General features: G+C 67.6%; 19 protein-coding genes. 13 read left to right on the top strand and 6 right to left on the bottom strand.

The window, feature by feature from the left end; translation table 11 throughout:
- Positions 1-147 precede the first annotated feature (147 nt).
- Genes AC5RV6_RS13190 through AC5RV6_RS13175 form a run of 4 tightly spaced genes read left to right on the top strand, consistent with a single transcriptional unit; the run spans position 148 to position 4,907 of the window.
- On the top strand, positions 148-1,476 hold the full coding sequence (locus tag AC5RV6_RS13190; RefSeq protein WP_494007776.1) for an ABC transporter substrate-binding protein: 1,329 nt from the start codon (positions 148-150) through the stop codon (positions 1,474-1,476).
- Positions 1,476-2,429 carry a carbohydrate ABC transporter permease gene (locus AC5RV6_RS13185; RefSeq protein WP_494007775.1) on the top strand — a complete coding sequence of 318 codons (954 nt, stop codon included), beginning with the start codon at positions 1,476-1,478 and terminating at the stop codon, positions 2,427-2,429. Before AC5RV6_RS13190 ends, AC5RV6_RS13185 begins: the two co-directional genes overlap by 1 nt.
- Positions 2,426-3,271 (top strand): carbohydrate ABC transporter permease, encoded by an 846-nt coding sequence (locus AC5RV6_RS13180; RefSeq protein ID WP_494007774.1) that lies wholly within the window; start codon positions 2,426-2,428, stop codon positions 3,269-3,271. The genes AC5RV6_RS13185 and AC5RV6_RS13180 overlap by 4 nt, the downstream gene beginning before the upstream one ends.
- Positions 3,272-3,281: 10 nt before the next feature.
- The gene (locus AC5RV6_RS13175) at positions 3,282-4,907 is read left to right on the top strand and encodes a glycoside hydrolase family 13 protein (RefSeq protein ID WP_494007773.1); all 1,626 of its coding nucleotides are present in this window, start codon (positions 3,282-3,284) and stop codon (positions 4,905-4,907) included.
- Between the two features lie 110 nt (positions 4,908-5,017).
- Here AC5RV6_RS13175 and AC5RV6_RS13170 read toward each other — a convergent pair whose 3' ends face one another.
- On the bottom strand, positions 5,018-5,587 hold the full coding sequence (locus tag AC5RV6_RS13170; RefSeq protein ID WP_494007772.1) for a hypothetical protein: 570 nt from the start codon (positions 5,585-5,587) through the stop codon (positions 5,018-5,020).
- Positions 5,588-5,768: 181 nt separating this feature from the next.
- On the opposite strand from AC5RV6_RS13170, the gene AC5RV6_RS13165 reads away from it, so the two are divergent.
- Positions 5,769-6,689, top strand: a complete 921-nt coding sequence (locus tag AC5RV6_RS13165) for a phosphodiesterase (RefSeq protein ID WP_494007771.1) — start codon at positions 5,769-5,771, stop codon at positions 6,687-6,689.
- Here AC5RV6_RS13165 and AC5RV6_RS13160 read toward each other — a convergent pair.
- Positions 6,677-7,108 (bottom strand): pyridoxamine 5'-phosphate oxidase family protein, encoded by a 432-nt coding sequence (locus tag AC5RV6_RS13160; protein WP_494007770.1) that lies wholly within the window; start codon positions 7,106-7,108, stop codon positions 6,677-6,679. The genes AC5RV6_RS13165 and AC5RV6_RS13160 overlap by 13 nt on opposite strands.
- A 141-nt stretch (positions 7,109-7,249) precedes the next feature.
- On the opposite strand from AC5RV6_RS13160, the gene AC5RV6_RS13155 reads away from it, so the two are divergent.
- Positions 7,250-8,923 carry a catalase gene (locus tag AC5RV6_RS13155; protein WP_494007769.1) on the top strand — a complete coding sequence of 558 codons (1,674 nt, stop codon included), beginning with the start codon at positions 7,250-7,252 and terminating at the stop codon, positions 8,921-8,923.
- A gap of 142 nt (positions 8,924-9,065) precedes the next feature.
- On the top strand, positions 9,066-9,845 hold the full coding sequence (locus tag AC5RV6_RS13150) for a gamma-glutamyl-gamma-aminobutyrate hydrolase family protein (protein ID WP_494007768.1): 780 nt from the start codon (positions 9,066-9,068) through the stop codon (positions 9,843-9,845).
- Here the strand turns inward: AC5RV6_RS13150 and AC5RV6_RS13145 are convergent.
- On the bottom strand, positions 9,823-11,424 hold the full coding sequence (locus tag AC5RV6_RS13145) for a stealth family protein (RefSeq protein WP_494007767.1): 1,602 nt from the start codon (positions 11,422-11,424) through the stop codon (positions 9,823-9,825). The genes AC5RV6_RS13150 and AC5RV6_RS13145 overlap by 23 nt on opposite strands.
- A gap of 279 nt (positions 11,425-11,703) precedes the next feature.
- On the opposite strand from AC5RV6_RS13145, the gene AC5RV6_RS13140 reads away from it, so the two are divergent.
- The 5 genes from AC5RV6_RS13140 to AC5RV6_RS13120 all read left to right on the top strand — a co-directional run bounded on the left by AC5RV6_RS13140 (position 11,704) and on the right by AC5RV6_RS13120 (position 15,382).
- A complete protein-coding gene (locus tag AC5RV6_RS13140) occupies positions 11,704-12,228 on the top strand; it encodes a hypothetical protein (RefSeq protein ID WP_494007766.1) in 525 nt (174 codons plus the stop codon).
- A gap of 231 nt (positions 12,229-12,459) precedes the next feature.
- Positions 12,460-13,125 (top strand): DUF6318 family protein, encoded by a 666-nt coding sequence (locus AC5RV6_RS13135; RefSeq protein WP_494007765.1) that lies wholly within the window; start codon positions 12,460-12,462, stop codon positions 13,123-13,125.
- Between the two features lie 482 nt (positions 13,126-13,607).
- Positions 13,608-14,003: a PKD domain-containing protein gene (locus tag AC5RV6_RS13130; protein ID WP_494007764.1), complete on the top strand. Its 396-nt coding sequence runs from the start codon at positions 13,608-13,610 to the stop codon at positions 14,001-14,003.
- Positions 14,004-14,203: 200 nt separating this feature from the next.
- Positions 14,204-14,695, top strand: a complete 492-nt coding sequence (locus AC5RV6_RS13125) for a DUF6318 family protein (RefSeq protein ID WP_494007763.1) — start codon at positions 14,204-14,206, stop codon at positions 14,693-14,695.
- Between the two features lie 12 nt (positions 14,696-14,707).
- A complete protein-coding gene (locus AC5RV6_RS13120; protein WP_494007762.1) occupies positions 14,708-15,382 on the top strand; it encodes a DUF6318 family protein in 675 nt (224 codons plus the stop codon).
- A gap of 114 nt (positions 15,383-15,496) precedes the next feature.
- On the opposite strand, the gene AC5RV6_RS13115 is transcribed toward AC5RV6_RS13120, so the two are convergent.
- The 3 genes from AC5RV6_RS13115 to AC5RV6_RS13105 all read right to left on the bottom strand — a co-directional run bounded on the left by AC5RV6_RS13115 (position 15,497) and on the right by AC5RV6_RS13105 (position 19,380).
- Positions 15,497-16,414, bottom strand: a complete 918-nt coding sequence (locus tag AC5RV6_RS13115; RefSeq protein ID WP_494007761.1) for a sugar ABC transporter permease — start codon at positions 16,412-16,414, stop codon at positions 15,497-15,499.
- The gene (locus AC5RV6_RS13110; protein WP_494007760.1) at positions 16,411-18,018 is read right to left on the bottom strand and encodes an ABC transporter permease subunit; all 1,608 of its coding nucleotides are present in this window, start codon (positions 18,016-18,018) and stop codon (positions 16,411-16,413) included. The genes AC5RV6_RS13115 and AC5RV6_RS13110 overlap by 4 nt, the downstream gene beginning before the upstream one ends.
- Positions 18,019-18,090: 72 nt before the next feature.
- A complete protein-coding gene (locus AC5RV6_RS13105) occupies positions 18,091-19,380 on the bottom strand; it encodes a sugar ABC transporter substrate-binding protein (RefSeq protein WP_494007759.1) in 1,290 nt (429 codons plus the stop codon).
- A 281-nt stretch (positions 19,381-19,661) separates the two neighbouring features.
- Here AC5RV6_RS13105 and AC5RV6_RS13100 point away from each other — a divergent pair, with 281 nt between their 5' ends.
- Positions 19,662-21,386: a glycoside hydrolase family 13 protein gene (locus AC5RV6_RS13100; RefSeq protein WP_494007758.1), complete on the top strand. Its 1,725-nt coding sequence runs from the start codon at positions 19,662-19,664 to the stop codon at positions 21,384-21,386.
- Positions 21,387-21,390 lie beyond the last annotated feature (4 nt).

The raw sequence follows: 21,390 nt of genomic DNA, 5'->3' as shown, positions 1-21,390 counted from the left end.
ACGCTTGCGTGCTGTTTTCGCCGCTGCAGGACGCTGACAGCGTGCTAGTTTGTGCTGTGCGGCATCAAGGGTGTGCCAATCACGGCCTGGCGCTCCCAATCATTATCCGTGAACTACGCAAGCGTTTGCGAAGGGAGCACGAGGGTTATGGCGCACAAGCGAAGCCTGCGGGCGGCGGCGGTGTTGGGGACGGCGGGACTCCTGCTGGGCACCGCCGGCTGTTCGCCGCCGGGCAACGAGGACCCGGTCGCCGGGCAGAGCACATCGGAACCGACCTCCCCGGTCACCATCACCTGGCAGGCCTCCCCGTTCGGCAACCGCGCCGACGACGCCCGGGTGTGGCTTGTCGAGCAGTTCGAGGCGGAGCATCCGAACATCGATGTCGAAGTCATCAGCGCTCCGACCAACACGGACACCAACCGGGCCAGCCTGGCCACCCAGATCATGGGCGGCGCCGCCACCCCGGATGTCTACAACGGAGACATCTCCTGGGCGGCCCAGCTGGCCGACGCCGGGCTGGCGCTGCCGATTGACAGCTACCTGCCCGAGGACTGGTTCGAAGGGTTCGACGAGGCGATCGTGGCGGGCGCCAGCTATGAGGGACAGGTGTACGGCATGCCCCTGACCCTGGACCAGGCGTTCCTCTACTACCGCACCGATCTGCTGGAAAAGCACGGCCTGCCCGTGCCCACCACCTGGCAGCAGGTGGCCGAGCAGGCCCGGACGCTGCAGGAGGCCGGCGAGGTCAGCGACGGCATCGCCTGGCCCGGCGCCTCCTACGAGGGGCTGACCGCCGTGACCAACGAGTTCGTGGCCGCCGCCGGCGGCACCCTGGTCGCCGAGGACCTCAGCGGACCGGGCACCGACAGCCCCGAGGCCGCCGAGGCCGTGGACTTCATGCGCGGGCTGATCGAGGACGGGGTCAGCTCCCGCGGCGTGCCCACTTATCAGGAACCCCAGGCCCTGCAGACCTTCACCAACGGCGACGCGGCGTTCCTGCGCAACTGGGCCTACGCCTACGCCAGCGCCGAGAACCCCGAAAGCTCCGCCGTCGCCGGCAACGTGGGCGTCACGGCCATGCCGGCCTTCGGAGACAACGACGTCCGTGCCTCCACGGTGGGCGGCTGGAACGTGTACATCAACCCCCACACCGAGCAGCTGGGCGCGTCGCTGGCCTTCCTGACCTGGCTGACCAGCGCGGAGACCCAGCAGCAGCTCGCCGAGCGCTCCACCGTGGTTCCCGCCCTGGATGCGGTGCGCACCTCGCCCGAGGTGCAGGAGCTCTCGCCGGTGATCGCGGCCAGCGTGGACAACGACCTGGTGCCCCGGCCCACCGCCTCGCCCTACTACGCCCAGATCTCCCAGTCGGTCTACGGCAACGTCAACGGCGTCCTGGCCGGCAGCACACCCGCCGCCGACGGTCTGGCGGCGGTGACCCGCGGCATCCGCTCCGCGCTGGATGGAAGGAGCCTCTGATGGCCGTCACCGCCCCCGCCCGCCCGGAGCCGGCCCGCGGGCCGGCGTCCCCGCCGCCGCGCCGCCGCCGGCTCTCCAGCTCGGCCGCCCGCACCGGCTGGATCTACCTCAGCCCCACACTGGCCGTGGTGGGTCTGGTGACCCTGTTCCCCATTGCCTTCTCCATCGCGATGAGCTTCTCGAAGGTGGAACTGGGCTACACCGGCTTTGCGCTCACCGGGTTCACCACCGACAACTACGCGGCGCTGTTCAGCAGCGGCCGCTGGGCCTACGCGGCCCTGTTCACCATCTTCTACACCGTGGTCACCGTGGTCATCGAACTGATCCTGGGCACCCTCGTGGCGCTGGTCCTGGAGCGGCTGACCAGCTGGCGGGGCTGGATGATGGCCCTGCTCCTGATCCCCTGGGCCATGATCACGGTGATCTCAGCGCAGCTGTGGTCCTATCTGTACAACTCCGCCTATGGCGCCATCTCGTGGGTCTTCGATCTCTTCGGCGGCGACCCGGTGATCCTGGGCGAACCGGCCTCGGCCATCACCGCAATGATGGTCGCCGACATCTGGAAGACCACGCCGTTCGTGGCGATCATCGTCCTCGCCGGGCTGGTGGCCATCCCGGGGGATATCTATGAGGCCGCCGAACTCGACGGCGCGAACACCTGGCAGACCTTCTGGCAGGTGACCCTGCCGCAGCTGTCCGCGACGCTGGCGATCGCCGTCCTGTTCCGGGTGCTGCAGGCCTTCGGCGTCTTCGACCTGCCGTTCGTCCTCACCGGCGGAGGCCCGGGAACATCCACGGAGTCGCTGGCCCTGCTCGGCTGGAAAGTCATGTTCCAGAGCCTGAACCTGGGCACCGGCGCCGCCGTGGCGGTAACCACCGGGGCCCTGGTCCTGATCGCCTGCCTGCTGTCGCTGCGGGCCTTCCGCTCCCAGGTCAACGAGGAGAAGCCATGAGGAACCGCACCCGCAGGGGCTGGCGCCGCTATATCAACACCATCAACATCAGCGCCGTGGTGATTGCCGTGCTCACCGCCGCGCCCATCTACTGGCTGTTCGCCAGCTCGTTCAAGCCTTCCGCGGAGCTGGGCTCGCTGCCGCCCACCCTGCTGCCCCGCGAGCCGAGCCTGGAGCACTACCGTGAGGCGTTCGGCCAGTATTCGTTCGGTACGTACATGTTCAACAGCGTCCTGATCGCACTCACGGCCACGGCCGTGGTGCTGCTGCTGGCCCTGCTGGCCGGGTACGCCCTGGCCCGGCTGCCGGTGCGCGGCAAGGGTCCCATGCTGGTGGGCCTGCTGGTGATCTCGGTGTTTCCGACGATCGCCGTGGTCACCCCGCTGTACCTGCTGGAGCGGTCGCTGGGCATGCTGAACAGCTACCAGGGGCTGATCCTGCCCTACATCGCCTTCAACCTGCCCTTCGCGGTGTGGATCATGCGCAACTACCTCAAGGACCTGCCGTTCGAGCTGGAGGAATCGGCGCGGATGGACGGCGCCTCGGTGACGCGCACGGTGTTCTCGATCATCCTGCCCGCCGCCCGGCCGGGCCTGTTCACCGCCGGGATCTTCACCTTCACGGCCTGCTTCACGGAGTTCCTGATGGCGATGACCTTCAACGCCGAGGACCGCTTCCGGACGGTGCCGGTGGGCATCGCCCTGTTCGGGGCAGAGTTCGAGGTTCCGTACGGGACCATTTTCGCGGCATCCGTGGTGGCGATCCTGCCGGTCGCCATCCTGGTGCTGGTATTCCGCAGGGCCGTGGTCTCAGGCATGACCGCCGGCGCCGTCAAAGGCTAGGAGCAACACAATGAACAGCACATGGTGGCGCGACGCCGTCATCTACCAGGTCTACGTCCGCAGCTTCGCCGACTCCAACGGAGACGGCACCGGTGACCTGCCCGGGGTCGTGTCCAAGCTGGACTATCTGGAGGAGCTGGGCGTGGACGCGCTCTGGCTGACCCCGTTCTTCCCTTCGCCGCAGGCCGACGGCGGGTACGACGTCAGCGACTACCGCGACGTCGATCCCATGTACGGAACCCTTGATGACTTCCGGACGCTGCTGGCCGAGGCGCATGCGCGCGACATCCGGATCATTGTCGACATCGTGCCCAACCACTGCTCAGACGCGCATCCGGATTTCCAGGCCGCGCTCGCGGCGGGGCCGGGCTCGCCGGAGCGGGACAAGTTTATTTTCCGGGACGGGCAGGGCGAGAACGGGGAGCTGCCGCCGTCGGACTGGCAGTCGAAGTTCGGCGGCCCGGCATGGGACCGGGTGCCCGACGGGCAGTGGTACATGCACATCTTTTCCCGTGAGCAGCCGGACTTCAACTGGCGCAACCCGGCGGTCCGGGAGGATTTCGACCGCACCCTGCGCTTCTGGTCGGACCTCGGCGTGGACGGGTTCCGCATCGACGTCGCCCACGGGCTGATGAAGGATCTGGACCTGCCGCTACGGAACACGTACGGCGCGGACATCGCCCCGCTGCTTTCGCCGCCGGAAGGGGACAACCACCCCTTCTGGGACCGGGACGAGGTCCACGAGGTGTACCGGGAATGGCGCAAGGTGCTCGATGAGTACGATCCGCCGCGGCTCGCGGTGGCCGAGGCCGGCGTCAGCCTGGACCGGCTGCCGCTGTACGTGCGGCAGGACGAGCTGGACCAGGCCTTCAACTTCTTCTACCTGCGCTGCCCCTGGCAGGCAGGGGAGTTCCGCCGGGTCATCGACGCGGCGCTCGCCGGCGTCGCGTCCGTGGGGGCCTCCACGTCCTGGGTGCTGTCGAACCACGACGTCGTCCGGCACCGGACCCGCTACGGACTGCCCAACGGCACCGACCCGGTCAAGTGGCTGGCCGGCAACGGAACCGAACCGCCCGCCGATGATGCGCTGGGAGAGAAGCGGGCCAGGGCCTCGGTGCTGCTCACGCTGGCCCTGCCCGGCGCCGCCTACCTGTACCAGGGGGAGGAACTCGGGCTGCCCGAGGTGCCGGACCTTCCGGCGGAGGCCCTGCGCGACCCCATCCACGAACGGACCGGCGGCCTGGAAAAGGGGCGGGACGGGTGCCGGGTGCCGCTGCCCTGGAATGCGGACGAAGCGGGCTTCGGGTTCGGGGCGGAGGAGCCGTGGCTGCCGCAGCCCCAGGGGTGGGGCCGGTACGCCGCTTCGGAGCAGGAGGGTGACGAGGGATCGTTCCTGGCGCTGTACCGCCGCGCCGTCCGGGCCCGCCGGCAGCTGCTGGCGCTGGCACCGGGCGACGGCATCGAATGGATCGATGCCGGGCCGGACGTGCTGGCCTTCCGCCGCGGCCCGCTGCAGTGCCTGCTCAACTTCGGACCGGCCCCGGTGCCGGTACCCGCCGGCCGGGTGCTGTTGTCCAGCACCGGCGGCGAACCGCATGAGCTCGGTTCCGACGAATCGGTGTGGGTACTGACCTGAGCCGTGGCTGCCGGCCGGGCCGCGGCCCGGCCGGTACAGTACAGCGCGGCGGCCGGCGTCATCCCCTCGGGGACCACGCCGGCCGCCGCGCCGGTCTCAGCTTCAGATGATCAGGACTTGACCGACTTGGCGGCCTTGGCAGCCTTTGCCGCCGTCCCGGCGGCCTTGCCTGCGGCCTTCTGGGTGGCCTTCTGAGTGGCCTTGCCGGCTCCCTTGACGGCGGCAGCGGCCGCTCCGGCCTTGGCCGGAGCAGGCGCCTTGACGACCTTGACCTTCGTCCGGGCCTTCTTGGCCATCAGCAGCGAAGCGGCGATGCCGGCCATCCAGACGTCCTTGGCCAGCGACGTGCCCTGCTGGGTGGGGCGGATGCCGTCCGCCTCGGTCATGCCCGGCGTCTTCAGGTACATCGCGATCATGCCGCCCGAGAACGCGCCGAGCACCAGTCCCGCGAGCCGCCCGGGAACGAACGGTGCCAGCAGGGTGGCGCCCACGCCGATCTCCGCGGCGCTGATGAGCCTGCCGAACTTTTCCGGCTCCATCTCTGCGGCCTGCGGGAAGGCGTTGGCGGCCATCGCCTGCAGACCTGCGGCGCTGTCCGCGTCGAGGTTGCGCTTGTTCAGGCCCGAGTTGAGGATGAAAGCGCCGGTGGTCAGGCGCAGCGGGATCTGGCTGAGCTTCATGGAAAGTCCTTCCTTCGAAAGTAAGGGTGCTTCTTTCCCTGAGCCTAATGCCGTTTTGCCCGCAAACGCCAGACGGGGCCACAGGAGGAACACGCGCCGCGGCACCGCTTAGCCTTCCGGATGTGTTTCTGCTTACATGGAGGCAGGTAGCCAGCACCTGTCGAGACGAATAGGAAATCCCATGGAATTCCTCCCGGCCGAGCATCCCCGGCCGCGACATTTCATCCTCCATCTCAGCGACACCCACCTGGTGGGTGGGAACCGGCTGCTGTACGGCGACGTCGACAGCCGCGCCCGCCTGCACCGCCTGTTCGAGCGGCTGCGCAGCTCGGGGATGCGCCCGGACGCCCTGGTCCTGACCGGCGACCTCGCCGACCGCGGGGAACGCGACGCCTACGCCGCCCTGCGGGAGCTGGTGGTGCCGGCGGCCCGGGAGATGGGCGCGCAGCTGATCTTCGCAGTGGGAAACCACGATGACCGTGCCGGATTCAAGGCCGAACTGCTGGGGGAGGCACCGGACCTCCGCCCGGTGGACCGCAGCTATGACGTGTCCGGGCTGCGGATCATCACGCTGGACTCCAGCGTGCCGGGATACCACCACGGCGAGCTGGACCCCGCGCAGCTGCAGTGGCTGCGGAACGAGCTAGCCGTCCCGGCGCCCCACGGCACCATCCTGGCGCTGCACCATCCGCCGATGCCCAGCGTCCAGGACCTCAGCGTGCTCGTGGAGCTGCGGGACCAGGAGCGGCTGGCCGAGGTGCTGGAAGGCTCCGATGTCCGGGCCATCATTGCCGGACACCTGCACTATTCGACGTTCGCCACCTTCGCCGGCATACCCGTCTCGGTGGCTTCCGCCACCTGCTACACCCAGGATTTGGCGACGCCGGGGACCCGGGGACAGGACGCGGCGCAGGGCTTCAACATGGTGCACGTGTACGACCACACCGTGGTGCACTCGGTGGTGCCGCTCGACGAGGCCCCGACCGTGGGGGAACAGGTGGGCCCGGAGGAGGCGGGCAGGCGCCTGGACCGGGCCGGCGTCCGGATCCCGGAGCCGCGGCAGATGGCAGGGGCGCCGGGCTATCCGCCTCAGATGTCGTAACGCGCAGGTTCCCGGCCGAGGTTGAAGAACCGTCCGGTGATCCGCTCCGGCCGGATTTCCACGTATTGGTACTTCAGTGTGCGGACCCACGGCTCCAGCGGCAGCGCGTCCGCTGCCTCGATCTCCGCGGAGCGCTCCAGCAGCCGCGAGGTACCGGTGACCACCACGGACCAGGCCTGGTCGCTGGTGATGCCGTCCGCTTCGAAGGCGACGTTCGAGTTCACGGCCAGTTCGGCGAGCTTGGTGCCGGGAGCGGTCCGGAACACGATGCGACCGTCCCGTGCAACGTAATTCAGCGGATAGATGTGCGGGCGGTTCTGCACACTGACCGCAAGCCGTCCGTGGGCCGTGTGCTCGAGGTATTTCCACGACTCCTCGGCGGTGAGTTCCACGACGGGAGGGAGGTCATCGTTTCTCATGCTCCCAGTGTGCAGCGTTGCCCCCTGCCGCGCCAGCCCGGCCTTTCCAGCCAACTTGACGGTCCCGGGAACCGGCCATAAGAGTGTAGATGGGCAGTTGTTTACCCTGATCAGCTCAATACTCTACTCAGAGAGAACGTGATGACAGACGCAGAGCAGAACCCCAATCCCTCCAACGCCGGGCAGAGCGAACCCGCCAACCACCTGACCACGCGGCAGGGCCACCCGGTGTACGACAACCAGAACACCCGCACCGTCGGCTCCCGCGGTCCGGCCACCCTGGAGAACTACCAGTTCCTGGAAAAGATCAGCCACTTTGACCGTGAGCGGATTCCGGAGCGCGTGGTCCACGCCCGCGGGTTCGTGGCCTACGGCGAGTTCGAAGCCAGCGGCAAGTGGGGCGACGAGCCGATCTCGAAGTACACCCGCGCCAAGCTGTTCTCGGAGCCCGGCAAGAAGACCGACGTCGCCATCCGCTTCTCCTCGGTGATCGGCGGCCGCGATTCCTCGGAGGCCGCCCGCGACCCGCGCGGCTTTGCCGTGAAGTTCTACACGGAGGACGGCAACTGGGATCTGGTCGGCAACAACCTGGGCGTCTTCTTCATCCGCGACGCCATCAAGTTCCCGGACGTCATCCACTCCCTGAAGCCGGACCCCGTCACCTTCCGCCAGGAGCCGGCCCGGATCTTCGACTTCATGTCGCAGACCCCCGAGTCCATGCACATGCTGGTGAACCTGTTCAGCCCGCGCGGCATCCCCGCCGACTACCGCCACATGCAGGGCTTCGGCGTGAACACCTACCGCTGGGTGAACGCCGCCGGCGAGTCCAAGCTGGTCAAGTACCACTGGCTGCCGAAGCAGGGCGTGAAGTCCCTGACCGAAGAGGACGCCGCGAACATCCAGGCCCAGGACCTCGGCCATGCCTCCAAGGACCTCTACGAGGCGATCGAGCGCGGCGACTACCCGCAGTGGGACCTGTACGTCCAGCTCATGGATGACCACGACCACCCGGAGCTGGACTTCGACCCGCTCGATGACACCAAGACCTGGCCGGAGCAGGAGTTCGAGCCTAAGTACGTGGGCACGATGACCCTGAACCGCAACGTCCAGGACCACCACAACGAGAACGAGCAGATCGCCTTCGGCACCGGTGTGCTGGTGGACGGGCTGGAGTTCTCCGACGACAAGATGCTCGTCGGCCGCACCTTCAGCTACTCCGACACCCAGCGCTACCGGGTGGGCCCGAACTACCTGCAGCTGCCGGTCAACTCCGCCAAGAACGCGAAGGTGGCCACCAACCAGCGCGGCGGGCAGATGTCCTACGGCACCGACCTCGCGCCGGGCCAGAACCCGCACGTGAACTACGAGCCGAACATCACCGGCGGGCTGCAGGAGGCTCCGAAGCTGGCACAGGCCGAGGTCGGCCCCGAGCTGCAGGGCCGCCTGACCCGCGCCCGGATCGAGCGGACCAACGACTACATGCAGGCCGGCCAGCGCTACCAGCTGATGGAGCAGTGGGAGAAGGACGACCTGGTCGCCAACTTCGTTGCCAACATCTCCCAGGCCGTGCGCGAGGTGCAGGAGCGCATGCTCTGGCACTTCTACATGTGCGACGACGAGCTGGGCGCCCGTGTGGGCGAGGGCCTGGGCATCAGCCTGGACGAGGTCAAGGACCTCGGCCCGCTGGCCACCCAGACCCTGAACGAGGAGGAGACCGAGCGCATGAAGAACCTGGGCCACAACGGCCCGCGCAACGTCGAGGGCCTCACCATGACGCACTGCGTGCCCAACGAGCACGTGGTGGTCACCCGCTAGTCCCTGCCTGACCAACGACGGCGGCGGCTCGCTTCGGCGGGCCGCCGCCGTCGGCGTTAAGGCCCCGGTGCAGTGTCCCGGTTCCCGTTCCGCCGTTCCGCGGTGCCTCGAACCGCGCCGCGGCCCGGAGTAGGCTCGGGCCATGGCCGCTTCGCCCGCACCCCGCACCGCCGTCTCCTGGGCCCGGACCGCCGCGTCCCACAGCCCGCAGTTCTCCGCCAAGCTCGGGCGGCTGGCCGCCGCCGCCGTGGCGGGGCTGGCCGCTGCGGGCGCGGATCCGGTGGAGATCGACGCCGCCGCCGGCGGACCCGCCGGCGTGAACGGATTCGACGGCGTGCTGGTGCTCGGCGGCGGTGACGTGGACCCGCGGCTGTACGGCGGGGACGCCGGCCATCCGAGCCTCGGCAACGTCTGCCGTGACGCCGACGAGGCAGAGCTGGCGCTGATCCGGGACGCCGCGGAGCAGGGCCTGCCGGTCCTGGGCATCTGCCGGGGGATGCAGCTGCTCAACGTCGCCTTCGGCGGCACCCTGACGGAGGACCTGGGCCCCGGATCGGTGCATAAGGTCTTCGCCGACCACACGGACCGGGACACCGCCGGCATGGCGGCGCACGACGTCGTCGTCCGCCCCGGCACCCTGCTGGCGGCCGTCCTCGAGAAGGCGTCCGACGACGGCAGGGTTCCGGTGCAGTCCGGACATCACCAGGCGGTCCGCGGGCTGGGGGAGGGGCTCAGCGTCAGCGCCACCGCCGGGGACGGCGTCGTGGAAGGCATCGAGGGCCGGGACCCCGACGCCGGGTGGCTGCTGGGCGTGCAGTGGCACCCGGAGGCGCCGGGAACGGCCCCCGGCCAGTTCCCGGCCCTGCTGGAGGCCTTCCTGGCCGCGGCGCGTTCCCGGGCTACTTCTCCCAGGGTGCCTTGATCGGAAAGTAAGCCTCCAGGAACGCCGTCACCCGCTCGGCCCGCTCGTCGGCGGAGACCTCCGGGAAGGAGCCGTCGTTGAGGCAGAACATGTCCTTATTGCGCTTGGCCAGCAGCTTGTCCATGCTGCGCAGACCCGCACGCGTGGTGGTGTCCACGTACTTCACCTTCGCCGTCTCCTGCGTGACGGCGCGGCCGGTGAGCAGCGCGTAGTAGTGGTACAGCGAGTTGGTCACCGAGATGTTGTCCTGGGCGCGGAAGGTGCTGGCGGCGGTCGCGGCGAACTCATCCGGGAAGACCGCTTCCATCTCCAGCAGCACGCTGCGGCGCAGCGGCGCGGCGCAGTGCTCCAGGTGCCGGGTGGTGATCCGGCCGAACCGCTCCCAGAGCAGGCGCCGGTTCACCCGGGCGGCGTTTTCGAAGCCGCTGCGCTCCGGGTCGTTGGCGCCCAGGCCGATCCGGGTGCTGGCTTCGATGAACTTGGTGATCCCGCCGGGGGAGAAGAACATGTCCGGGCCCACCGGGCGGCCGAAGAACATGTCGTCGTTGGAGTACAGGAAGTGCTCGGCCAGGTCCGGAATGTGCTGCAGCTGGGACTCCACGGCCTGCGAATTGTGCGTGGGCAGCACCGAGGGGTCCTTGAAGTGCTCGACCGCCGGGACCAGGGTGACCGAGGGATGCTCCGCGAGCCAGGCGGGGGCGGCGGAGTCGGTGGCGATGAAGATCCGCCGGATCCAGGGGGCGAACATATACACCGAGCGCAGCGCGTACTTGAGTTCGTTGATCTGCCGGTACCGGGCTTCGTGATCGTCGCCCTCGCCCACCACGGCGTTCTTCATCCGCGCGGCGCGGGCCGCCTGGTACTCGGGGGAGCTGCCGTCAACCCAGGAGAAGACGAGGTCGACGTCGAACCGGATATCGGTGGCGTGGTCGGCGAACATGTTCTCGATGGTGGGCCAGATCAGCCCGTGCCGTTCGACCGTGCCGCGGACCACCTCGGAAGCCGGGAGGGTGCGGCGGGTGAGCGAGTTCTCCACCGGGAGGGTGATCTGTTCACCGGAGAGGTCCCAGAGCTCGAGCTGGACGCCGGCGGAGGCGCCGTAGACCAGGTTGGTGCCGCTTTCACAGCGCGGGCGGAAGACGCGGATGATGCGGCTTTCGGCCGGGGCGAGCTCGCCGTCGGCGATCAGGCGGGTGCGGGCCTTGCGGTCCACGCTGCGGGCATAGAAGGGCTCCTCGCGGCAGGCCTCGACCATGGCCTTGGCGAGCTGCATCCGGGCGCCGAGGTCCACGGCGAGTACCGGGCGTTCATCGTTGCCGCGCACGAGCAGGAAGGCGATGCCGGCGTCGTCGAGCACCCGGCGGACGAACAGCAGGTCCTCGACCATCGCCTGGTGCGGGGTGAGTCCGGTGTCCATCAGGGTCAGGCGCCCCTTGACCTTGGCCACGTCGGGCCGCTCGCCGACCCGGCGGAGGACGGCGAGCGAAGCGGTCTGCAGGTCCTCCGCTTCCGGGGTTTCCTCCGGTGTGCCGAAGTAGACGTCGTGTTCAGCTGAGATGTCGGTAATCGGAACCTCCAACAGTCACGGCGCCGCAGCGCCGGGTGGAATAAGGGGGCCTGTGCGGCGCTGCACGTGAAAGAGCCGGCTCCAGGCGTGAAAACGCCGTTGGTCTGGGATGCCCCGTGCTGTCTCGATAGCATGAGTGCCCGAGGCGGAGATCTCCGGGGAGCCGATGTGGGATACCGTAACACCAGCGCCGCCGCAGTGCTGATTGCCGTGATGACTGTGTCTTCATGCGCCGCACCGCCGGCACAGGAAGACCCGTCCGCACAGACGTCGCAGCCGTCGCAGTGGAGTATGTACACCACGGCCGACGGGCAGCTGGCCTTCGAATACCCGGGGGACTGGTCGGTGAGCGCCGTCGATCCGCTGGCCAACGATCCCGACGGCGGCGTGTCGGTCAGGGTGAGGGACGGTGCAGGCCGGATCGTCGCGGCGCTGGACACCGGCCTCATCGTGGGCCAGGAATGCAGCCCGCCCGCCGAACCCCCGCAGTACACGGAGTACGAGGCGCGCCCGATGCCCGAGCTGACCGCGACCGGGGGAACGCAGCAGCGGTTCGTGTACCACTCCGTGGATCCGGCGGAAGGCCCGTCCAAGGCTACCTATGCAGTAGTGAGCGGTGCGGAGGAGACCGGTCAGTGCGGGCTGTTCGACTTCTTCCGCTTTACCGAGAGCAGCGGCGGGCGGTTTATGGGTGAGTTCGTGAGCGGGCAGCCCCCGGAGAGCCCGGAGTTCCTGGAAGAGGCCGCGGCCTATCCGCAGACTGAGGAGTACCGGGACGTGGTGCGGATGCTCACCTCCCTGCGGAACGCCCGGTAGGAGCCGGTGCCGCAGGGCGGGCGGGGGCCGGTGCGCGGCGAACGCAGGCGAAAACTCCTCTTGTGGATAAGGAATGAGGGGGAGCCTGAGGGCCTAGGGTGGGTCCCAGTTGGGTGGCTGTAGAGGGTCGTTTTCCCGTCCACGCTGGCGTTTTCGGCGCAGGCGGGTACCTTCGGCGGCAGTCTCTGACCGTCGTTCGAGCAGGCGGTCCGTCTCCATCCGGGGGGTTGCATGGTTCCGTCTGGCAAGGTCCGTTCCCTGGCCGCGGCTGCCCTGCTGTCGTCGGTCCTGGCCGTCAGCGGCTGCGCCGACGGCGACGCGGGGGCTGATGACGCTCCGTCTGCCGGGGCAACGGAGACCGCAGGGACCGAGGCAACCAGCTCCGCCGGTTCCGTCGCAACCGCGTCATCCTCCCCGTCCGCCGCATATGTTCCGGCGTCCGCCGAGGGGCCGGCGCAAAACGTCCCGCTTCCCGTGATGCCGGAAGCGGCGAAACAGAACTCAAAGGAGGGCTTGGAGGCCTTTGCGAGGCACTTCTATGCACTGCTCAATTACGGATATGAAACCGGTGATACGCAACCAGTACGTGCGCTCAGTGGTCCGGATTGTTTCGGATGCAACAACTGGTATCCGGTCGTAGAAGAAGGCTTCGTGGAGGACGACTGGATGGCCGGTGCAAAGATTGAGGCCAGATCGGTGGTATCGGAGTTCATACGCACCCCAGAGGGGCGCTATCAAGTTCTCATTCAGATGACCCAGGAACCTTTGCAGTTTTATAGCCCTGAAGAATATCTGGGGTCAGAGCCGGGGAACGATCAGCTATACGTGCAGATGATGGAAGCCACGTATAGAGAAGAGGGCTGGTTCGCCGATGAGCTCGTCACTATCCAGCGCTAGCCGGGTATGCACGGCTCTCATGCTCATGGCGTGCATACTCCTCGGGGGATCAGGCACTGCCAAGGCAGGGAAGAATGCAGGCGGGGGGGTTCGGCGACGGTTCGGTAACCGCGGGTGTGTGGCAGCAGGATCCGGAGTCAGGCCTGTATACCGATGTCCCAATAGGCGCAGCTGACAACCTGAATGGTTTCCGGTTTGTTGCCCTGTGTTTTGAAGGAGACGTGGGAAGCATCAAGTGCTTCGCGGATCTGGGGTTCAGCTGTGATGAGGCTGAGGGCGGAACGGCAGTGCAGTGGTACAGCGGTCTGAAGTCAGCTGATCCGGCAACGTGGCTGCCATACGGTGGACCCACCTGCGTGTACTCGGAGGAACCAGAAAGCTTGGAAGAACAGATCCGTGCGGTCATTCTTTCCGAGTTTCAGCAGCGGCCGATCGCGGCGGCTGAGCTTGTCATTCAGCCCGGACCGCATTCATTGGTCGGAATGCACACCAACATGTTCGTGGATACCCGGGAGCAGGTCTTCGACATGACCCTGTTGGGTCAAAACCTGCGGATCGTGGCCACGCCGACCGAGTATGAGTGGAACTACGGCGACGGCACCTCATACGGACCGAGCCCTGTGCCCGGCGGTCCGCTGCCGGAGGAACGATGGGGTGAACCGACGCAGACCAGCCACGTGTACGCCGCCACTGGGGACTACCAGGTCTCAGTCACCACGTACTTCTCCGGCGAGTACTCGGTCAACGGCGGTCCGATGATCGCCATCGACGGACGGGCCCAGGTCGCTTCACCGCCGCAGCTGCTGAGCATCTGGCGGTCCGAGTCCCGAAACGTGGCCGACAACTGCTTGGTGAATCCCGCGGGCTTCGGCTGCTGAAAATGGAAGGCCAGGTCATCTCTGTGCGTCGAACCATCGGTAAGTCCGTGAGCTCGGCCGTCCTGCTGTCGTCCCTGATGCTGGGCGTCAGCGCCTGCAGTGACGGAGACGAGCGAGCCGAAGAACGGCCATCTGCCACGGGGTCCTCGTCCGGGGGCTCAACCTCCAAACCTTCGGCGGGACATCCCCCCGTATCCTCGATGCCTTCACCGACCGGCCGCTACGTTCCCGCTTCTGCTGCCGGCCCCGCGCAGAACGTCCCTCTTCCGGTGATGCCGGAAGAGGCGAAGGAGTTCTCCAAGGGTGGGCTGGAGGCCTTTGCAAGGCATTGGTTTGCCCTCGTAAATCACGGATATGAAAGCGGAGAAACCAGGTTGATCCGTGATATCAGCGGTCCTGCTTGTACAGCGTGCAATAGCTGGTATCTGGTCATTGATCGGGGGTACGCCGATGGAAAATGGCTGGTGGGAGGAGAGCTGGAGGTCATGTCCGTCGGCACGAAGTTTTCGCCCACGAACGAGGGGCGTTATCAGGTCCTTATTCAGCTGACTCAAGACCCTCTCGAGTTCCATGCCGAGACCGGGATCCTCGAATCAACTGCAGGAAGGAAAACACCAGCCGTCCAGATGATCCAAGCGGCCTACACCGGGTCTGGATGGATTGCCGAAGACGTCGTCACGATTGAATACTAGCCGGGGGTTCAAATGGTTTGGCGCGCCAAGCTTCGGTTGCTCGCCGGAGCTGCCCTGCTCGTGTCGCTCTTGCCGGGCCTAAGTGCTTGCGCTGGCAGCGACAGAAAATCCAACCTGCCTCCTTCAACGTCCAGCACGGGAACACAACGTGCTGTTTCCGACGAGTCCGGACCGGCAGCTGTCAGTGCAACCGCAGCGCCCTCGCCTCCTGGGGGATACGTTCGGGCGTCCGCTGAGGGGCCGGCGCAGAACGTCCCTCTTCCGATCATGCCTGAAGAGGCCAAGGAATTCTCCAAGGAGGGGCTGGAGGCCTTTGCACGGCATTGGTACGCGCTGGCGAACTACGGCTACGAGACGGGCGATACAGCCCCTCTCCGGGCTGTCAGCGGCCCTGCCTGCGTTGCCTGTAACAGTTACTATCCGCCCGTGCAAACAGGATATGCGGGAAACGACTGGATGGCTGGGGCACGCATCAACATACAAAGCTTGGCGTCTAATTTCGTCGAGACACCGGAGGGGCGGTTCCAAGTGCTGGTCCAATATATGCAGGACGACTTGGAATACCATTCGCCCGAGGGGCACCTCTCGACCTACCCCGGCGACGACCGGCCTGCCGTCCAGATGATTGAAGGTAGGCACGCCAACGGCACTTGGACAGCCGAAGACGTTGTCACGATCAGCCAGTAAAGCGGCCTGTCTTCTTCCTCTTTGCACCGCTTCTGCCGCTGTCAGGCGTCTGAGACGGCAGGGGCCGCGGAAAGCCGAAGCCCTCCGCGGCCCGCGCCGCCATGCCGAACCGCATCAGCCCTTCACGGCACCCGCCACCAGGCCGGAGGAAATGTAGCGCTGCAGGAACAGGAACAGCGCCATCACCGGAACCGCGGCCAGCACGGCGCCCGCGGAGAAAACGCCCCAGGTGCGGGACTGGTTGTCGCCCACGAACGAATACAGCCCCACGGCCAGCGTCTGCGAGTCCGGATCGTTCAGCACGATCGAGGCGATCATGAACTCACCCGTAGTGGTGATGAATGTCAGCAGCCCCACGATCGCGAGGATCGGAGTGACCAGGCGCAGGATGATCGTGAAGAAGATCTGGAAATGACCGGCGCCGTCGATGCGGGCAGCCTCATCCAGGGACTGCGGCACCGTGTTGAAGAACCCGTACATGAGGTACGTGTTCACGCCCAGCGCACCGCCCAGATACACCATGATCAGGCCCAGCTGGCTGCCCAGGCCCAGTGCCGGAATGACGTCGCTGATCCCCGACAGCAGCAGAAAGATCGCCACCACACCGAGCATCTGCGGAAACATCTGCAGCAGGAGCAGGCTCAGCAGGCCCATCCGGCGGCCCTTGAACCGCATCCTCGAGAAGCTGTAGGCGGCCAGCGCCCCCAGGAAGACCGTCGCGGCGCTGGTGACCAGTCCGATCACCAGGGTGTTCAGGAACCAGCGGGCGAACGGCTTCTGCGGATCCGAGAACAGTGCCTGGAAGTTGTCCAGGCCCACGTTCCGGAACAGCCCGCCGGAGGACACCAGCGTGCCGGTGGGGCTCAGCGCGGCCGACAGCACATAGACCAGGGGCAGCAGCGCGAAGGCTGCGGTCACCCAGCCCACGAGGTGACGCCACCCCGTATCGCGGAACCACGCTGAGAAGCGGCGTCGCCGGGGGCGCAGGTCCCGCTGCACGGCAGCGGGACGGGACTCTGTAGCAGCGCTCATGAGTTCACTTCCTCCAGCGACTTGGTCTGCCTGAAGCTGATTGCGGAGATAACGGCCACGATGATGAAGATCAGGATGGCCAGCGCGCTGGCCAGGCCGTAGTCACGGCCGGAGCCCTGGCCGAACGCCACCTTGTACACCACCGTGATGAGCAGGTCGGTGGCGCCGATGTCCTGGCTGGTATCCGGGAAGCGCGGCCCGCCGCCGGTAAGCATGAAGATCACGTTGAAGTTGTTGAAGTTGAACGCGAACGTGGAGATCAGCAGCGGTGCAGTGGAGACCAGCAGCAGCGGCAGCTTGATGGAGCGGAAGATCCGCCAGGCGCTCGCCCCGTCCATCCGGGCGGCCTCATTGACCTCCTCGGGCAGCGACTGCAGTGCCCCCGTGCAGACCAGGAACATGTAGGGGAAGCCCAGCCACGTGTTCACCAGCAGCACGCTGGCCTTCGCCAGCCACGGATCGTTCAGCCACGGAATCGAGGCTCCGCCCAGCAGAGCCTGGTTGATGAATCCGAACTCCTCGTTCAGCATGCCGGACCAGACCAGACCGGCCAGGAAGGCCGGGAAGGCGTAGGGCAGGATCATCAGGACCCGGTAGATCCGCTTGCCCCTGAGGGTGGGGTGGTTGAACGTGATCGCCAGGAACAGTCCGAGCCCGAAGCACAGGGCCACCGAGGCCACGGCGAAGGTGAAGGTCCACGCGATGACGCTCAGCAGGGGATCGCGCAGGTTCGGGTCGGTCAGCGCACGCTCGAAGTTCTCGAACCCGACGTTGATCTTCCAGCCCGTGGCGAGCGCCTCGCCGCTGTCGGACACGAAGGAGCCTTCGCCGCCGTCACGGTACACGGTCCCGGTTTCGATGTTCGTGAAGGTGTCCGCTGCCTCGTCGTAGACCAGCACCGGCGTGTAGACGTAGGCGTTGGATCCGTCGGCGGTCTGCAGGGTGCCGTCGTCGAGGTCGTCGCTGAGCGGCACCTGGAGCGCCAGGATCTCCGACTGCCGGTTGAGCAGCTCGTTGAACGTCAGCGTCCGGTAGCCGTCGACGCCCACGGCCTTGCCGGCGGACCCGACCTCGGCGTCGTCGACGGCGGCCAGGGGCTCCTCGCTGCCGCCCAGCTGCACCCCGCCGTCGGGATCGGTGACGAGCAGGAACAGGTCATCACCCTGTTCCAGGACCGAGACCTGGTAGGCGGGGGAGTCGGGGACGCGCTGCTGGGCGGTGAGGGAGATGGCCGCAATTGCGTCATCCTTGGTGCTGTTGTGCCCGTCGCCGTAGTTGGTGAAGGCAACGTAGCCGCTGTAGGCCACCACAAAGACCTGGAACACCATCAGGAACAGCACGCCCGGCGCCAGGTACTTGGCGGGCAGCCCGCCCCGGCGCAGGTAGATCCAGTTGATCAGCAGGGTGACCGAGGCGGCGATGGCCAGGATCAGCCACTTCTCCGCCATGAACAGCGTGATCAGGACGAAGACGGCGAACGCGTCCACCAGTCCGAGCAGCAAAATCTTGGCCAGGGTTCCGGCCACGGAGTCGGGGCCGCGGCGCGGCGGGCGCGGCGGAGCAGGTTTTGAGGGGCGGACGGCAGTGTCCACTGATGCGACCATGATTTCTTCCTTCGGCGCAGGCGGGCGGGGCACCGGCCCCGCCCGCCCGATGTCCGCCTGAGCGGAATACCGCTACTTGGCGATCTTGGATTCGATGTTGGAGACCATGGCGGCCCAGGCCGACGCCGGCTCGCCCTCGCCCTTGATCAGGGCCAGCTCGGTGCCGCCCCAGTCGGCCCACACGGCTTCCATTTCCGGGATCGCGGGCATGGGGACACCGTTGGCGCCGATCGCGCCGAAGGCCTCAACCACCGGATCCGAGGCGGCCTTCTCGAAGGAGGCGGTCAGGGCCGGAGGACGGCCGCCGGCCTCGAACATGGCGTCCTGCACGGCCTCGGTGGTGAGGTAGTTCAGGGCGAACTCATTGGCGGCCAGGGCGTTCTCGCTCTTGGCGCTGATGAAGAAGCCGTTGACGCCGATGAACGGCTGGGCCGGCAGGTCACCGGCGGTGGGCAGCGGATCCACGACGACGTTGATGCCGGCGTCGACGGCGTCCGGCACGTTCCACGGACCGGTCAGGAAGTACGGGGACTCGCCGGCGCTGAACTTCTCCTTGGCGATGTCCGGGGAGATGTTGGAGTTCAGGATGCCCTCGCCGGCCTCGCCCCAGGCGAGCAGCTTGGCGGCGAACTCGGCGCCGCCGGGGTTGCCCAGCTCGAGCTTGGAGGCGTCATAGCCGCCGGTCTCGTCGGTGCCGAACACCGGAGCGCCCAGGGAGGTCTGGAACGGGTACAGGTGGTACGGGTCGCCCTGCTTGGGATCCAGGCCCACCAGGAACGGGAACTCCGCGGCGCCGTCGGCCACCGCGGCCTTGCCGTTGGCGATGACCTCATCCATGGTGGCGGCCGCCTCGGGAACGAGGTCGGCGTTGCGCAGCAGCCCGATGTTCTCGATGGAGTAGGGGACACCGTAGGTGTTGCCCTCATAGGTCATCGCCTGGATGGCCGAATCCTGGAACAGCTCCGCCTTGTCGCCCAGCTCGACCGGCGCGACCACGCCGTTCTGGACAAACTTGCCCAGCCAGTCGTGCGGGCCCACGATCAGGTCCGGGCCCTTGCCGGTCGGAACCTGGGTGATGAAATCGTCCGAGACCTGCTGGAAGTCCTTGGTGACCAGCTTGACCTCGATGCCCGTGTCCTCCTTGAAACGGGCGGCGACGTCGGTCAGGGCCGGGGAGCGCTCCGCGTCGACCCACATGGTGAGCGTCGTGGCGCCGGCCGTGGCGAGGTCCTCGCTCTCGGCGTTTTCGCCGGCGTCGGATCCGCCGCAGGCGCTGAGGACGAGGGCTGCGGTGACGGACACCGCACCGAGAGCCAGGGTGCGGCGGCCGCGGGCAGCCCCACCCATTTTGTGCACCTTCATTGGTGTACCTCTTCTGTGTTGGGCCCCGTGATGGAACGGGGAAGTGTGGTTAGCCTGTCCGGTGGCCGGACGGCGGCATGGGGAAAGTGTAAGCGCGTGCACATCACTCGTCCAGTTCCTCAATGACGCGCCTCACGGTGGCGAGAAGGACGGCACGCACTGACCCCGTCATCAGCCCGGATGGCGCGGTCGGAACGCGCTTTGGCCCCGCGTCAGGACACGCTCAAACCGTTATGTAAGCGTTTGCACTACTGGCGAGCAGATCCCCTAGGATGCAAGGCATGCCTAGCTCTCTTGCCACTCCCACCGCATCGCTGCCGGGAGCCTCCCTTGTGCCCGTGCATGATGCGTGGGCCGAACGGGACCGCCACTGGTGGCGCTCCTCGGTCATCTACCAGATCTACCCCCGCTCCTTCCGCGACCTGCGCGGCGACGGCATCGGCGACCTGCCCGGCATCACCGCCGGCATTCCCGCCCTCGCCGAGCTGGACGTTGACGCGATCTGGCTTTCGCCCTTCTTCAAGTCCCCGCAGAAGGACGCCGGGTACGACGTCGCCGACTACTGCTCCGTCGACCCGATCTTCGGCACCCTTGAGGACTTCGACGCGCTCGCGGCCGAGGCGGCCCGGCACGGCATCCGCGTCATCGTGGACCTGGTGCCCAACCACTGCTCCGACCAGCACGCGCTCTTCCAGGCCGCCCTCGCCGCCCCGGCCGGCTCCCCGGCCCGGGACATGTTCATCTTCCGCGACGGCGCCGGCGAGCACGGCGAGCTGCCGCCCAACAACTGGCAGTCGCACTTCGGCGGCTCCGCCTGGACCCGCATCACCGAGCCGGACGGCACGCCGGGCCAGTGGTACCTGCACCTGTTCGACTCCTCGCAGCCGGACTTCAACTGGGACAACCCCGCCGTGCACGACGAGTTCGAGCGGATCCTGCGCTTCTGGCTGGACCGCGGCGTCGGCGGCTTCCGGGTGGACGTCGCGCACGCGCTGATCAAGAAGTCCGGGCTGCCGGACTGGGGCGGGCGCGCCGACGGCTCCTCCAGCGAAGGTTTCCCCGGCCATGAGGCGCCGATGTTCGGCCAGGACGGCATCCACGACATCTTCCGCCGCTGGCGCAGCATCCTGAACGAGTACGACGGCGAGCGGGTGCTCTGCGCCGAAGCCACCATCGATCCGTTGGACCGCCTGGCGGACTGGGTGCGCCCGGACGAAATGCACCAGACGTTCAACTTCGCCTACCTGCACCACCCCTGGAACGCCTGGGACCTGCGCCGGATCATCGAGTCCTCCCTGCGCGCCTTCGACCGCGTGGGTGCACCGACCACCTGGGTGCTGTCCAACCACGACGTCGTCCGGCACGTCTCGCGCTTCGGCATGACCTCCGGCCACGCCCGGCCGGGCGACGGCCTGGGCCCGGCGGATCCGCAGCCCGATTACGGTCTCGGCCTGGCCCGTGCCCGCGCAGCGACCCTGCTCATGCTGGCGCTGCCCGGCGGCGTCTACCTGTACCAGGGCGAGGAACTGGGCCTGCCGGAGCACACCACGCTCGACCACGGCCACCGCCAGGACCCCACCTTCCACCGCACCGCGGGGGAGCGCCTGGGCCGCGACGGCTGCCGCGTGCCGCTGCCCTGGACCGCCGACGCGCCCGCCTACGGGTTCAGCAGCTCCGGCGCGAGCTGGCTGCCCCAGCCCGGGGACTGGGCCGGACTGGCCCGCGACCGGCAGGCGGCGGACCCGGGGTCCACGCTGAACCTCTACAAGTCCGCGCTGCGGCTGCGGCGGAAACTGGCGCTGGGCCACGGCACGCTGGCCTGGTGGCCGGAGCACGACGACGCCGGCGTCATCGCCCTGGTGAACGGCGACGTGCTCGCCGTCATGAACATGGGCGGCGCCCCCGTGCAGCTGCCCGCCGGTGAGCTGCTGCTCGGCAGCCACCCGGAGGCGGGGCGGGACGGGGTGCTCCACCCGGATACGAGCGTCTGGCTTCGGCTAGCCTGACATC

It is taken from the genome of Arthrobacter saudimassiliensis (genome assembly GCF_059090665.1).
This window is presented reverse-complemented; position numbering and strand designations above follow the sequence as displayed.